At 73.1% G+C, this 13,264-nt stretch carries 14 protein-coding genes, 1 tRNA gene and 1 other RNA gene; 3 read left to right on the top strand and 13 right to left on the bottom strand.

Translation table 11 applies throughout. The annotated features are described in order from the left end of the window. Positions 1-85: 85 nt before the first annotated feature. The 4 genes from GA0070564_RS02330 to GA0070564_RS02345 all read right to left on the bottom strand — a co-directional run bounded on the left by GA0070564_RS02330 (position 86) and on the right by GA0070564_RS02345 (position 3,198). The gene (locus GA0070564_RS02330; RefSeq protein ID WP_091601753.1) at positions 86-979 is read right to left on the bottom strand and encodes a lytic polysaccharide monooxygenase auxiliary activity family 9 protein; all 894 of its coding nucleotides are present in this window, start codon (positions 977-979) and stop codon (positions 86-88) included. Between the two features lie 78 nt (positions 980-1,057). After that, complete coding sequence (locus GA0070564_RS02335) at positions 1,058-2,035, bottom strand: zinc-dependent alcohol dehydrogenase family protein (RefSeq protein ID WP_091601756.1); 978 nt, start codon at positions 2,033-2,035, stop codon at positions 1,058-1,060. Between the two features lie 98 nt (positions 2,036-2,133). After that, entirely contained in the window at positions 2,134-2,436 is a 303-nt protein-coding gene (locus GA0070564_RS02340; RefSeq protein ID WP_091601759.1) for a hypothetical protein, read from the bottom strand. Between the two features lie 24 nt (positions 2,437-2,460). Beyond that, a complete protein-coding gene (locus GA0070564_RS02345; RefSeq protein ID WP_091601762.1) occupies positions 2,461-3,198 on the bottom strand; it encodes an SDR family oxidoreductase in 738 nt (245 codons plus the stop codon). A gap of 237 nt (positions 3,199-3,435) precedes the next feature. On the opposite strand from GA0070564_RS02345, the gene GA0070564_RS02350 reads away from it, so the two are divergent. Continuing rightward, on the top strand, positions 3,436-4,317 hold the full coding sequence (locus GA0070564_RS02350; RefSeq protein WP_091601765.1) for a helix-turn-helix domain-containing protein: 882 nt from the start codon (positions 3,436-3,438) through the stop codon (positions 4,315-4,317). An 83-nt stretch (positions 4,318-4,400) separates the two neighbouring features. On the opposite strand, the gene GA0070564_RS02355 is transcribed toward GA0070564_RS02350, so the two are convergent. Both GA0070564_RS02355 and GA0070564_RS02360 read right to left on the bottom strand, forming a co-directional pair. Beyond that, positions 4,401-4,473 (bottom strand) — tRNA-Ala (locus GA0070564_RS02355). A gap of 91 nt (positions 4,474-4,564) precedes the next feature. Then, positions 4,565-5,155 carry a YqgE/AlgH family protein gene (locus tag GA0070564_RS02360; protein ID WP_091601768.1) on the bottom strand — a complete coding sequence of 197 codons (591 nt, stop codon included), beginning with the start codon at positions 5,153-5,155 and terminating at the stop codon, positions 4,565-4,567. A gap of 148 nt (positions 5,156-5,303) precedes the next feature. Between GA0070564_RS02360 and GA0070564_RS02365 the strand changes: the two genes are divergently transcribed. Next, on the top strand, positions 5,304-6,107 hold the full coding sequence (locus GA0070564_RS02365; RefSeq protein WP_091601771.1) for an S-methyl-5'-thioadenosine phosphorylase: 804 nt from the start codon (positions 5,304-5,306) through the stop codon (positions 6,105-6,107). A gap of 107 nt (positions 6,108-6,214) precedes the next feature. Then, positions 6,215-7,810 carry a benzoylformate decarboxylase gene (gene mdlC / locus GA0070564_RS02370; protein ID WP_091601774.1) on the top strand — a complete coding sequence of 532 codons (1,596 nt, stop codon included), beginning with the start codon at positions 6,215-6,217 and terminating at the stop codon, positions 7,808-7,810. A 14-nt stretch (positions 7,811-7,824) separates the two neighbouring features. Here mdlC and GA0070564_RS02375 read toward each other — a convergent pair whose 3' ends face one another. From GA0070564_RS02375 to ftsE, 7 genes are all read right to left on the bottom strand, one after another. Next, entirely contained in the window at positions 7,825-8,847 is a 1,023-nt protein-coding gene (locus GA0070564_RS02375; RefSeq protein WP_091601777.1) for a hypothetical protein, read from the bottom strand. Positions 8,848-8,889: 42 nt separating this feature from the next. After that, the gene (locus tag GA0070564_RS02380; protein WP_091601780.1) at positions 8,890-9,360 is read right to left on the bottom strand and encodes a hypothetical protein; all 471 of its coding nucleotides are present in this window, start codon (positions 9,358-9,360) and stop codon (positions 8,890-8,892) included. 127 nt (positions 9,361-9,487) lie between these two features. Then, the gene (locus GA0070564_RS02385) at positions 9,488-10,153 is read right to left on the bottom strand and encodes a hypothetical protein (RefSeq protein WP_141714687.1); all 666 of its coding nucleotides are present in this window, start codon (positions 10,151-10,153) and stop codon (positions 9,488-9,490) included. A gap of 224 nt (positions 10,154-10,377) precedes the next feature. Beyond that, positions 10,378-10,753: a transfer-messenger RNA gene (ssrA, locus tag GA0070564_RS02390) on the bottom strand. Positions 10,754-10,858: 105 nt separating this feature from the next. After that, entirely contained in the window at positions 10,859-11,338 is a 480-nt protein-coding gene (gene smpB, locus GA0070564_RS02395; protein ID WP_091601786.1) for an SsrA-binding protein SmpB, read from the bottom strand. Between the two features lie 199 nt (positions 11,339-11,537). Next, positions 11,538-12,413 (bottom strand): permease-like cell division protein FtsX, encoded by an 876-nt coding sequence (gene ftsX / locus GA0070564_RS02400; RefSeq protein WP_091601789.1) that lies wholly within the window; start codon positions 12,411-12,413, stop codon positions 11,538-11,540. 72 nt (positions 12,414-12,485) lie between these two features. Beyond that, the gene (gene ftsE / locus GA0070564_RS02405; protein WP_088969966.1) at positions 12,486-13,166 is read right to left on the bottom strand and encodes a cell division ATP-binding protein FtsE; all 681 of its coding nucleotides are present in this window, start codon (positions 13,164-13,166) and stop codon (positions 12,486-12,488) included. Between the last annotated feature and the right edge of the window lie 98 nt (positions 13,167-13,264).

Below are 13,264 nucleotides of genomic sequence, written 5' to 3' on the forward strand. Positions count from 1 at the left end.
CACCGCTGACCAGCGCAGCCGCGTCGCACCCCAGGGTGCGGCGCGGCTCCGTCGTTTCCGGCGCCGACCCGGCCGGGCCGGCGGGTCACCAGACCCGGCGACGGCCGGCCCGGTGGTTGCGGACCTCGCACCGCCGGCCCGGCGGCGGCGCGCCGGCCCGACGCAACCGCGCGCCGACCAGCGCCGCCAGCAGCACCACGACCACGCCGGCCGCCCCGGCCACCAGGGTCAGGTTCACCCGGCCCAGGGCGGTCACCGAGGCCACCGGCACCCCGCCGTCCGAGTCGGCGAGCGCCGCCGGAGTGGCGTCGGCCGTCGCCGCCGGCCCGGCCGACGCGACCCGGGTACGGGGCGTCGCCGGCACCGGGAAGTCCACGTCCGAGCAGGAGTAGTAGGTGTCCTGGGTGTCGGAGTTCCGCCAGATCGTGTAGATCAGGTGGCGGCCGGTCCGGCCGGTCGGCACCCGCCCCGGCATCTGGTACGCCCCCGCCCGCACCGGCGGGTCGGTGGCCGTGAGGAACGGCCGCTGCTCCAGGTCCGCCCAGGTGAGTCGGCGACCGGGGTGGTAGCCGGGACGGGTCACGTAGAGCCGGAACGTGCCCTTGTGCCCGATGGTGGTCCGGTAGCGGAAGGTGAACGCCCGGCCAGGGGACAGCGGGGTCGCCGGCCAGTCGTCCCGGGCCAGGTCCAGCCCGTGGTACGCGGACAGCCCACCGCTGCACAGCTCCCCGTCGGGGATCCGCTGCCGGTCCCGCCCGTCCACCCGGGCCACCCGGACGTTGTCCCACTCGCGTACCGCCGCGCCGGCCGCGACGGCCGCCAGGCAGGCCGGCGTGTCGGCCGCCGTACCCGCCGGCCCGCAGGCCGCCGCCCGGCTGACCGGGCTGGTGGGTGCGCCGTGCGCGTGGGCGGGGGTGGTGACGGGCAGCAGCGTCACCGCGCCGGCGAGGGCGGCGGTGAGCAGTCGGCGTACGGCCATGAGATCGACCTCCCGCGCACAGGTACGGGCGCGGGGCGGCAAAGGTTCGACGGCGCGGCGGAATCCCGCCACCCGCCCTCAGGCGTCGATGTCGACGACGACCTTGCCCTGCGCGGCGCCCCGGGCGACCAGGTCGTGCGCCTCCCCCACGGTGTCGAGGGTGAAGCGACGAGGATCGAGCCGGGGACGGAGCGCCCCGGCGTCGGCCAACGCCGCGCCCTCACGCAGGATCTCGCCGTGGTGCTCCCGGCCCTGCCCGGTCAGCATGGGCAGCAGGGTGAACACCCCGGAGTAGGTCGCCCCGCGGAACGACAACGGCGCGAGGGCGTGCGTGCCCCACCCGAGCGCGCTGACCACGTGGCCGTGGTAGGTACGCACCGCCGTGAACGAGGCGTCGAGCGTCGCACCGCCCACGTTGTCGGCGACGATGTCGAAACCCGCACCCCCGGTGTACGTCGCGACGTACTCCTCCACGCTGACGGCGGTGTAGTCGATGGGCACCGCGCCGAGGCTGCGGATCACCTCCAGGCTCGACGGGCCGCCCGTCGCGTACACGTCGGCGCCCCGGGCGCGGGCGAGCTGGATCGCGACGTGCCCGACACCGCCGGCGCCCCCCTGCACCAGCACCTTCTGCCCGGCGTGGACCCCGGCCCGGTCGACCAGCCCCTCCCAGGCGGTGATCAGGGCCAGCGGCAGCGCGGCGGCCTCCCGCATGGAGAGCGCGGACGGCTTGCGCGCCAGCAGCCGCCGGTCCACGGCCGCGTACTCGGCCAGCGAACCCTGGAGGTCACCGACGCCGCCGGTGAGCCCGTACACCTCGTCACCCGGCTCGAGGTCCGTGACGTCCGGCCCCACGGCGGCGACCACCCCGGCGAGGTCCATGCCGAGCACCGCCGGCGGTCGGACGCGGGCGTGCGGAGCCTGACCGGCCTGGATCTTGGTGTCCAGCGGGTTGACGCCACTGGCGACGATCCGCACGAGCACCTGACCGGCGCCGGCGGTGGGTCGGTCGATCTCGTCGACCCGAAGGGGAGCACCGAACTCCCGCAGTGTCATGGCACGCACGACGCACCGCACCTTTCTGTTGTCGAGGCGTCCTCGCAGACGCCGGTTGTCCGGTCGTCCCTCACCCGGCCGGGGTGGCCGCCGAGGGGTCAGCTGGTGTGCTGGAGGACCGGGACGATCCGGAAGTCGACCGTGGCGTGGTCGATGGTGGCGTGCACCGGGGAGTCGGCCATCTCGGTCATGATCCCCGAGGCGCTGCGCCGGCCCTGCGCGACGGAGTCCCACGCGACGATGTCGGTGATGGTGCCGTCGTCGTCCTGGACGATCCGGCGCCACCGGAAACCGGGCTGGCGCCGCAGGTAGTCGTTGATCGCCGCGTTGGCGTCGAGGAAGTCGGCGCCGGTGAGGCCGGGGACGAGCCGGAACGTCGTCATCTCGAGCGCTTCGCTCATGGTTGCACTCCTCGTGGTGTGTGGTCAGCCCTGCGCGGTGGACCGCATGACGATCTCGTTGACGTCGACGCTGTCGGGCTGGGCGATGGCCTGGGCGATCGCGTCGGCGACGGCCGAGGCCGGCATTCCCAGCTCCTCGGCGGCCGCGTGGGCGGCGGCCCGCACCTGGGGATCGCCACCCCGCTCGGTGAGCTCGGAGTGGGTGTAGCCCGGGCTGACCAGGGTCACCCGCACGGCCCGGTTCTCCTGGCGCAACCCTTCGGTGAGCGCCCGGACCGCGTACTTGGTGGCGCAGTAGACCGCGGCGGTCGGGTCGACGCGGTACGCGGCGGTGGAGCCGATGTTGACGATGTGCCCCGTGCCGCGCGCCCGCATCAGCGGCAGCGCGGCGGCGATCCCGTACAGGGTGCCGCGCAGGTTCACGTCGAGCATCTGCTCCCACTCCTCCACCCGCAGCGCGTCGAGGGTGGACAGGGCCATCACGCCGGCGTTGTTGACCAGCACGTCGATGCGGCCGTGCCGGTCGTGGGCGCCCTCGACGAAGGAGCGCACACTGTCCCGGCTCGTGACGTCCAGCTCATGGTGCTCGGCGGTGCCGCCGGCGGCGTGCAGTTCGTCGACGAGGGCGGCCAGCCGGTCCACGCGCCGGGCGCCGAGCACGACGTGGTGGCCGTCGGCGGCCAGCCGACGGGCGGTCGCCGCCCCGATGCCACTGCTCGCGCCGGTGATGAGAACGATCTTCGAGCCGGTACCGGTTCCCATTGATCCTCCTGTTGCAATCCGGGCCTGCGGCCGAACGCCGCTCGCTCAACGATCCGGCCGGTACGCGGGCCCCGGAAGGGTGCGACTTCCGGGGTGCGCCACACCCTGGCACCGGGTACGTTCCGTCCGACTTCGGTGCTCCGTGTCCCGTTCGGTGCGCGAACCTGCGACCCGTGTGCCCCCGGCGAAGTCGCGAGCCGGCCGGGGACCCCGGTCCGGAGCCCTAGGCTGGTCAGCATGCCCGATTCAAACCGGCTCGGGGAGTTCCTCCGCGCCAACCGCGCCCGGGTCGACCCGAAAGAGGTCGGCCTGCACGCGGGCGGCGACCGCCGGGTACCCGGGCTGCGCCGCGAGGAACTCGCCGTCCTGGCCGGGGTGAGCGTCGACTACTACGCCCGCCTCGAGCAGGGCCGGGAGCGCAACCCCTCGGCACAGCTGCTCGACGCGCTCGGCCGGGCCCTGCGCCTCGACCTGGACGCGCGCGGCCACCTCTTCCGGCTCGCCGGGCTCCATCCCCGCCTCGGCCCGGACAACTCCCGGGACTCCGTCCACCCCGCCCTGCTGCGGTTGCTGGACGCCTTCCCCACCGCCGCCGCCTACGTGCTCGGTCCCGCGTTCGACGTGCTGGCCACCAACGACGTGGCGGCCGCGCTGCTGTCCCCGTTCACCGGCCCGACCAACATGGTCCGGGTGCTGTTCGGGCACCCGCGGGCCCGTACCGTCTTCCCCGACTGGCCGGCCCTGACCGAGAACGTCGTACACGCCCTGCGACTGAACGCCGGCCTCTTCCCGGAGGATCCCCGGATCCGGACGCTCGTGGCCGACCTGCGACGGGACTCGCCGCGGTTCCGCACCCTCTGGGCGGACCAGACCGTGCAGGGCCTCACCCGCATGTTCAAGGTCATCAACCACCCCGAGGCAGGGCGGGTCGAGCTGACCTACCAGACCTTCGACGTCCGCGACGCTCCCGGTCAGCAACTGCTGGTCGGCGCGCCCGAACCGGGCAGCCGCAGCGCCGCGGCCCTGGCCGCCCTCGCGGCACCGGCTCGGGGGCTCGCGGGCCAGCCGCCGGCGACGGGCCGGCCACCCGGGGAGGCGCCCGAACCGTCCGGCCGGTGAGGATGCGCCCGGACCGGCCGGGGACGCCGAGGACGAAGAAAGCCCTGGCGGGTACTACCCGCCAGGGCTTTCTTCCGCTCGGGTGGAGCCGAGGGGACTCGAACCCCTGACCCCCACACTGCCAGTGTGGTGCGCTACCAGCTGCGCCACGGCCCCTTGCGGTCGTCCCGGTTGCCCGGGCACGAGAGAACTATACACACGGCCTTCGGCATGGTCATCTCGCGGGGGTCCCCCCTCCGCGGGTCGCTCAGTTGAGCGCGACGTCGGGCGGGAAGTGGGCGACGGCGGCCAGCATGCCGCCCTGTCGGCGCAGCACCATCGGCCACAGGTCGTCCGGCCGCTCGACGAAGGCGTCACCGGGCAGCGCGTCGAGCACGAACCACGACCCTTCCTCGATCTCCTGCTCCAGCTGCCCCGAACCCCACCCGGAGTAGCCGGCGAAGACCCGGATGCCGCCGATGCTCTCCCGCAGCCGCTCCGGGTCCACCGACAGGTCGATGGTGCCCACCGCGCCGGAGACCCGGTGGAAGCCCTTCAACGGCTTGATCGGGTGGCGCATCCGGGCCAGGCAGATCGCCGAGTCGGGCTGGACCGGGCCGCCCTCGAAGAGCACCGCCGGATCGCGGGCCAGGTCGCTCCAGTCGCCGAGCACGTCGGCCACCGGCACCTCGGTCGCCCGGTTCAGCACCACACCCAGGGCGCCGCCGGCCTCGTGGGCGACGAGCAGCACCACCGTACGGTCGAAGTTCGGGTCCTTCAGGGTGGGCGTCGCGACCAGCAGCCGTCCGGTCATCGACTCCATAGCGCGACCACCGATCGCCTGTCCCTCTCCCTGCATCTCGGACCTCCGTCAGCCGCGCACCGGGGCGGACCCGACGCCCTCGACCGTCCGCGCTGTCATCGCCATGCCTGGCACCATAGCCTGCGTCCCCGCCGCTGGCTAAGGTCTGACGGGCGGATGATCGAACAGGATCGAGGGAGCGTCGATGGGTCCAACGGCGGAACTGGCGGTGATCGGCGGATCGGGGCTCTACGCGCTCCTGGACGGCGCCACGGAGCACACGGTCGAGACGCCGTACGGGGCGCCGTCGGACGCGATCACCATCGCCGAGGTGGGCGGCCGGACGGTGGCGTTCCTGCCCCGCCACGGCCGCGACCACCGGCACCCGCCACACCTGATCCCCTACCGGGCCAACCTGTGGGCGCTGCGGTCGCTCGGGGTACGCCAGGTGCTCGCCCCGTGCGCGGTGGGCGGCCTGCGGCCGGAGCTCGGGCCGGGCACCTTCGTGGTGCCGGACCAGCTGATCGACCGGACCAGTGGCCGCACCCAGACCTACTACGACCGGGGCGCGGTGCACCTCTCCTTCGCCGACCCGTACTGCCCCACCGGCCGGCGTACGCTGCTCGACGCGGCGACCGGCCGGCAGGTGACCGCGGTGGACGGCGGCACGGTGGTGGTGGTCGAGGGGCCGCGCTTCTCCACCCGCGCCGAGTCCCGCTGGTTCGCCTCGATCGGCGGCTCGGTGGTCAACATGACCGGCCACCCGGAGGCGGTCCTGGCCCGCGAGCTGGCCCTCTGCTACACCTCGATCGCCCTGGTCACCGACCTGGACGCGGGCGTGGCGGCCGGCGAGTCGGTGACCCAGGACGAGGTGTTCCGGGTCTTCGCGGAGAACACCGACACGTTGCGCGCGGTGCTGCTGGACGCGGTGGCGGCGCTGCCCGTGGCGCGGGACTGCCCGTGCGCGCACGCCCTGGACGGGATCAAGCTCCCCTTCGAGCTGCCCTGACGCCGGAAGCGCCCGAAAAGGCGGCTTGCTGCCGATAGATTCGGTTGGTCGGGGGGCGGACCACCCAGCCATCTCCGGCACCACGCGGCAGACGGGGGCAGCTGGCAATGGCGACGGTCCGCGAGACGACCTACGACCTGCTGCGTGCGCTCGACCTGACCACCGTCTTCGGCAACCCGGGCTCGACCGAGGAGCCCTTCCTCCAGGACTTCCCCGCCGACTTCCACTACGTGCACGCCCTGCAGGAGGCGTCGGCGATGGCGATGGCCGACGGGTACGCCCAGGCCACCGCCCGGCCCGCCCACGTCAACCTGCACACCGCGCCGGGCACCGGCAACGGGATGGGCAACCTGGTCACCGCCTGGCACAACCGGACCCCGCTGATCGTCAGCGCCGGCCAGCAGACCCGGGAGATGCTGCTCGTCGAGCCCCGGCTGGCCAGCCCACGGGCGGCGGAGCTGGTGCGACCGTACGTCAAGTGGGGCTACGAGCCGGCCCGCGCGCAGGACATCCCGGCGGCCTTCATGCGGGCGTACGCCACGGCGGTGCAGCCTCCCGCCGGGCCGGTCTTCCTCTCCCTGCCGATGGACGACTGGGACCGGGTGGCCGACCCGCCGCCGCAGGTCCGGACGGTGGCCACCCGGTTCGCGCCCGACCCCGCGCGGCTGCGGGACTTCGCCGACCTGCTGGCGGGCAGCCGGGCGCCGGTGCTGGTGCTCGGCGCGGCGGTGGACCGGGCGGGGGCTTGGCCGGCCGCGGTGGAGCTGGCCGAGTGGCTGGCCGCCCCGGTCTGGGCGGCCCCGGCACCGGAGCGGGCCGTCTTCCCCGAGGACCACCCGCAGTTCCGGGGCGTCCTGCCGTACGCGATCGGGCCGCTCGCCGAGGCGCTGCGCGGCCACGACACGGTCCTGGTGGTCGGCGCGCCGGTGTTCCGCTACTACCCGCACGTGCCGGGCGACCACCTGCCGCCCGGCGCTCGGCTGCTGCACGTCACCGACGACCCGGAGGAGGCCGCCCGGGCGCCGGTCGGGGAGAGCCTGCTCGCCGACGCCGGGCTGGCCCTGACCGCGCTACGGGAGCTGCTGCCGTCCACCGACCGGGCCCGGCCGGGGCCCCGACCCGACCCGGCGCCGCCGGAGGTGACCGATCCCCCGAACCCGGACGCGCTCTTCGCGGCCCTGGCCGCCTGCTGGCCGGCCGACGGGGTGCTGGTGCAGGAGTCACCGTCCAACCTGGCCGCCCTGCGCCGGCGGGTGCGGATCCGCCGGCCGGCGTCCTACCTCACGATGGCCAGCGGAGGGCTCGGATTCGGCCTGCCGGCCGCCGTGGGCGTGGCGCTGGCCGAGCGGGACACCGGGCGCGGCCGGCCGGTGGTGGCGGTGATCGGCGACGGTTCGTTCCACTACTCGGTGCAGGCACTCTGGACGGCGGCGCGGCTGCGCCTGCCGCTGGCCGTGGTGGTGCCGGTCAACCAGCAGTACGCCATCCTCAAGGCGTTCGCGGAACTCAAGCACACCCCCGGAGTGCCCGCGCTGGACCTGCCCGGACTGGACGTGACCGCCGTGGCGCGCGGCTACGGCTGCGCGACGACCGTCGTCGACGACCTGGACCGGCTGGGTGACGCCGTGGCCGAGGCGCTCGCCGCCGACCGGCCGACCGTGCTGCCGGTGCCGATCAGCACCGAGGTGCCGGCCATCCTGTGACCGCGGCTCGGGTTTCAGTCACGGGTGAGGGCCAGCGGGGCGCCGGTGACCACGTCCAGCACCGGACGGTCGCCCAGCCCAGCGGTGAGGGTGACGCTCACCGGTTCCAGCTTGAGCTGCATCGTGCACGGCCCGGTGGGGCGGACCACGACCGCGCCGACCACCACGACGTCGTCCCGCTCCACGACCAGCGGCGTGACACCGCTGTCGCAGGCGCCCACCCCCACCCGGTAGTCGACCCGGTCGCCGGTCACCGCGCGCAGGCTCACCCCGGCGACCACGTCCGGCGGTGCCGCCGCGCCCGGGCCACTCACCTCGGGTGGGGCGGTGACGGCGACGGGGGCCACGGCCACCCGGGCCACCGGCACCGCCAGCTCCGCCACCGTGAAGAGCCAGGCCGGCGCCTCGGCCACGCCCCGGCTGGTCCGTACGGACGCCGTGCCGAGCCGTACCCCGGTGACGGTGAGCGGGATGCAGGCGGTGGACGGCTCGCTCTGCACCGGAGTGTCCGGGCCGGGCTCGATCGTCGGGCCGGGTCCCGGCGCCTTGGGTCGCCCGGCCGGCGCGGTCGGGTCGGACCCCGGCGGCGTCGACCGGCCGGACGGCGTCATCGGCCGGCCCTCGCACGGCGGCGGGTCACCCTGGTCGAGCTGGCGGAACGCCTCGTCCGCGCCGACCAGCGGCACGGTCATCGTGCCGTCCGGGAACCGGATGGTGCCGGGGGCCAGCTTGAACATCGGCAGCGGGTTCTGCAGCCGGTACCAGCCGGCGCGGAAGGCCGCCTCGGTGTCCGGGCTGAACCGGGGGTCGCCGGCCAGCACGGTCGGCTCCTGCAACGGGACGTACCCGGTGTCCCAGCCCGGGCCCGGGCGCCACGCTTCGGCCACCTCGGCGGCCCGCTCGTCGAACGCCGCCCGGCGCTGGTCGGGCACGGACGGCTCGGCTGCGCCGGCGGTGGACGGGTCGGAGCCGGCCGGGGCGCAGCCGGCCGCGACGACCAGGAGGGGAAGGCTCAGCAGGGCGAGAATGCGACGCATGGGTTGTTGGACGCCCACTCCGCCGCGCCGGTTCCCCGACGGTCAGGTCTCGCCCCCGAGATCGGTCTGGTACGCCTGCCAGATCAGGTCCGCGCCGCGCTGCCGGTGCCGGGCCAGCGCCCGCAGCAGGTGCCCGGCCCGGCCGCACAACTCCTGGCACGGCACGCCGGGCACCTCGGCGGCGCGTTGCAGGGCGGCCAGGGCGGCGGCGATCGCGGTGTGCTCCCGGGTCAGCAGCCGTACGCCGTGGTCGAGTCGCGGCGCCTGGTCGAGCAGCTCGGCGTAGCGGCCGGCGGGCCCCTCGGTGGTCCGGACGTGCTCGGCGAAGCTCCGGTGCACGGGGGCCAGCCGCAGGATCAGCCGCTCCCGCCAGCGCGCCTCCCCCGGCGGCACGGCGAGCGCCCGGGCCAGGGCGTGCACGTCGCCGGTGAAGGTGGGCCGGGACGGCTGCGGGACGGGCGGCCGGCCGGTCCCGGGGACGGTGGTCGGCTGCCGGATCGGACGGGTGACCATGGGCACCTCCCGCGCTGCGCTGCTACCGCGTACAGCGATGGTGGACCCGTCGGTCCGCCCTGTCCAGGCACCGGGGCCGCCTCATTGGCCCCATCGTCCCCGGCGGTCCCGCCAGCATCGCCGTGCCTCAGTCCAGCGGTCTGCTCGCCATCTCCCGCAGCTGGCCGGCGAGGGCGTGCACGTCGGAGTCCCGGCCCCCGGTCGGGCGGCCGGACGTCATGGCGTCGGCCAACGCCCGCAGCTCGTGCGGCGGGAGGGTGGCCAGCCCAGGGCTCCGCAACGGGACGGTCACCCGGCGGCCGGTCGCGGGATCCCGGGCCACCACGGTGGGCACCCGGACGACGGCGTCTTCTCCCGCCCGGTACCCGGTGGCCCCGGCGGTGACCTCGGCGGTGGCGAGGTCCACGGTCCGGCTGCCGACGGCCCCCCGCACCCGGACCCGGGTGCCGTCCAGCCAGGCCGCGGTCCGCAGCACCCGGAGCACGAGGTAGAGGCCGAGCAGGACGACCGGCAGCCCACAGAGCCCCACCAGCCGCACCGATCCGAACCCGTCGTCCTGAGCCGGTCGACCGGCCAGGTCGGGTGGGAGCATCCCGGGCGGCAGGTCCCGGGCCTCCTCGTACGACGGCACCGGATCCCCGAACCCGCCGATCCGGCGCAGCAGGGCCTCCCCGGTCAGCGGCAGCAGCACGAGCGCCGCCCCGAAGGCGGCGAACAGCCCGCCCACCACCCCGGCGAAGGCCCGCTGCCCACCGGAAACCCCGATCGACAACCGCAACGGCTCCTGCATCACGCCCGACACCCTAGACCGCCCCCACAACCCCCACCGCCCGTCCTCACCCCTCACACCTCGCGCCTCGCGCCTCGATCCGTTGATCATGAAGTTAGCGGCGTGAGATGTCCGTTTCGCCGCCGCCAACTTCATGATCAACGGAGGTGGGCGGGTGGGGGGCAGGGCTGGGTGGGGGGAGACGACTGTGCGCCCCGGTCCGGGTGGACGGGGCGCACAGGTCACGGTGGTGGAGGTGCCGGGAATCGAACCCGGGTCCTTCGCCGGTTTGTCAGGGCTTCTCCGAGCGCAGCTCGCTATGCCTCTACTCGGCCCCACCGCTCACGCGAGCAAGTTGGTGTGACGGGCCCAGTCGCTGATTGATCTCGCCGCACGGACCCCGCGACCGGGTCCGGTTGGCCAGCCTCCTAACTGATGCCGGCATACTGGGACGGAGGCGCTCCCAGGCCGACAGACTCACTACTCGCCTCAGGCGGCGAGAGCGAAGTCAGCGCGATTGTTCTTGGCGCTTATTGGTTTCCGACGACCGATTCTCGAGACGACGTCGGCTTCCTCGGCTCGCTTCCCCTGTCGCTGCGTACGAAGTCGAAACCAGTCACCCCCTCGACAGGCCACCAGTGTCGGTGGCACTGACAAGCCTAACGCCTACCGCAACGGGTTTCATCCCGAGCCCCACCCGGGCGTGCCGACCCGGACGAACCGGACGAGTCAGTCGTCCATCCCCTTGCCACGCCGGCCCGCCGCCCGCTGGATCTCCCGGTCGGCGTCCCGCTTGGCCAGATCCTGCCGCTTGTCGTACGACTTCTTGCCCTTGGCCAGGGCGATCTCGACCTTGGCCCAGCCGTCGGAGAAGTAGACCTGGAGCGGCACCATGGTCAGGCCGCCCTCCTTGGTCTTGCCGACCAACCGGTCGATCTCCAGCCGCTTGAGCAGCAGCTTGCGCGTCCGCCGGGGCTCGTGGTTGGTCCAGGTGCCCTGCGTGTACTCCGGGATGTGCATGCCGTGCAGGTACAACTCGCCGTCGCGCTCCTGGGCGAACGCGTCCACCAACGACGCGCGCCCGGCCCGCAACGACTTGACCTCGGTGCCGGTCAACGCCATGCCCGCCTCGTACGTGTCGAGGATGGCGTAGTCGTGGCGGGCCTTCTTGTTGGAGGCGACCACCTTGCGGCCCTTTTCCCGTGGCATCCGGCGCCACCTCCCTCCTCGTGGGTCCGCGACCACCCGGCCGCGGAGCGGAGATCATGCTACCGGAATGAGGCTTGTTCGGGCCCACGCTGCGGGCCCGTCGGTCGTTGCCGGCACCGGCCGAACAAGCCTCACCGACAAGAGCCCCTCCGCGCCGTTTATTCCGGCGCGGAGGGGCTCTCGGAGAGCCGTGCGGCGACTAGACCCGCAGGTAGAACCGGAGGGTCACCCAGGCGGTGATCGCGCTGACCACGGCACCGACGCCGGCCATCAGCGGGAACACCAGGAAGATGTCGCCCCAGGAGATCGGGGAGATCAGGCCCTCGAGCGCCGACAGCGAGCCGCCACCGCCCAGGGTCTTCAGCGCGATCAGCGCCACCAGGCCGAAGAGCGAACCGATCAGGCCGGCCACCACCGCCTCCAGCACGAACGGCGCCTGGATGAACCAGTTGGAGGCGCCAACCAGCTTCATGACGGCGACCTCGCGGCGCTTGCTGTAGGCGGCCACCTGGATCGTGTTGGCGACCAGCAGCAGCGCGGCCATCGCCATCACGATCGAGATCGCCAGCGCGAAGGTCTGGATGCCGCCGAGCACGCCGAAGACCTTGTCCAGCAGCTTGCTCTGGTCGACGATCTCGTCGACGCCGGCGACGTCCTTGTACTGCGAGTAGATCTGCTTGTACTGCTCGGGGTCGACCAGGGTGAGCCGGAACGACTCGGGCAGCTGGTCCGGCTTGACCGCGTTCACCAGGTCCGGCGCGTCCTGGTACATCTGCTGGAAGCGCTTGTACGCCTCGTCCTTGTTGACGTAGTCGACCGTCTTGACCAGGCTGTCGCCCTTCAGCTTGGTCTCCAGCTCGGTGCGCTGCTCGGGCTTGACGTCGGTCTTCAGGAAGACGGAGACCTGGATGTTCTCGTAGTACAGGTCCTTCATGTCGCTGACCTTCTGGTACAGCAGTCCACTGCCGCCCAGCATGAACAGCGACACGGCCATCGTGATGATCATCGCGATGGTCATCGTGACGTTGCGCCACAGTCCGACCATGACCTCGGTCAGGACGTATTTCATCCGCATCGGGAAATTCCTCCGGCTCTCCGGCGTGAGGTGTTCGTCGTCAGGATCTACGGCTGGCGGGCGAGCGTCGGCTCAGCCGTAGACGCCGCGGGCCTGGTCGCGCACGATGCGGCCGCTCTCGATCTCCACGACGCGGCGGCGCATCTGGTTCACGATGTTGGAGTCGTGCGTGACCATCACGACGGTCGTGCCGGTGCGGTTGATCCGGTCCAGCAGACGCATGATCTCGATCGAGGTGTCCGGGTCCAGGTTTCCGGTCGGCTCGTCCGCGAGCAGGATCAGCGGACGGTTCACGAAGGCCCGCGCCACCGCCACCCGCTGCTGCTCACCACCGGAGAGCTCGTGCGGGTACCGGTGCTCCTTGCCGCCCAGACCGACCAGCTCGAGGACCTCGGGCACGACCCGGCGGGCGACCGCCTTGGTCTTGCCGATCACCTCGAGGGCGAACGCCACGTTCTCGTACGCGGTGCGGTTGGGCAGCAGGCGGAAGTCCTGGAAGACGCAGCCGATCGAACGCCGGAAGTGGGGTCGCTTCCAGGAGCGCATCGTGGTGACGTCCTTGCCGTTCACGACGACGCGGCCCTTGTTGGGGCTGACCTCGTGCAGCAGCATCTTGATGATCGTGGACTTGCCGGAGCCGGATGGACCGATGAAGAAGACGAACTCGCCCTTCTCGATCGAGACGGACACGTTGTCGAGCGAAGGCCGGGACGCCTTCGGGTACGTCTTCGTCACTTGCTCAAGCTGAATCACGGGTGGTGAGTCTACGCGGTGTAACCGCAGAGCCAAGTGCCACGCCCCCGTGATGCGAGGCGCGTCATCGATTCACCGGGTCAACGGAAGATCGATGA

The organism is Micromonospora mirobrigensis, assembly GCF_900091555.1.
Taxonomy (GTDB): Bacteria; Actinomycetota; Actinomycetes; order Mycobacteriales; family Micromonosporaceae; genus Micromonospora; species Micromonospora mirobrigensis.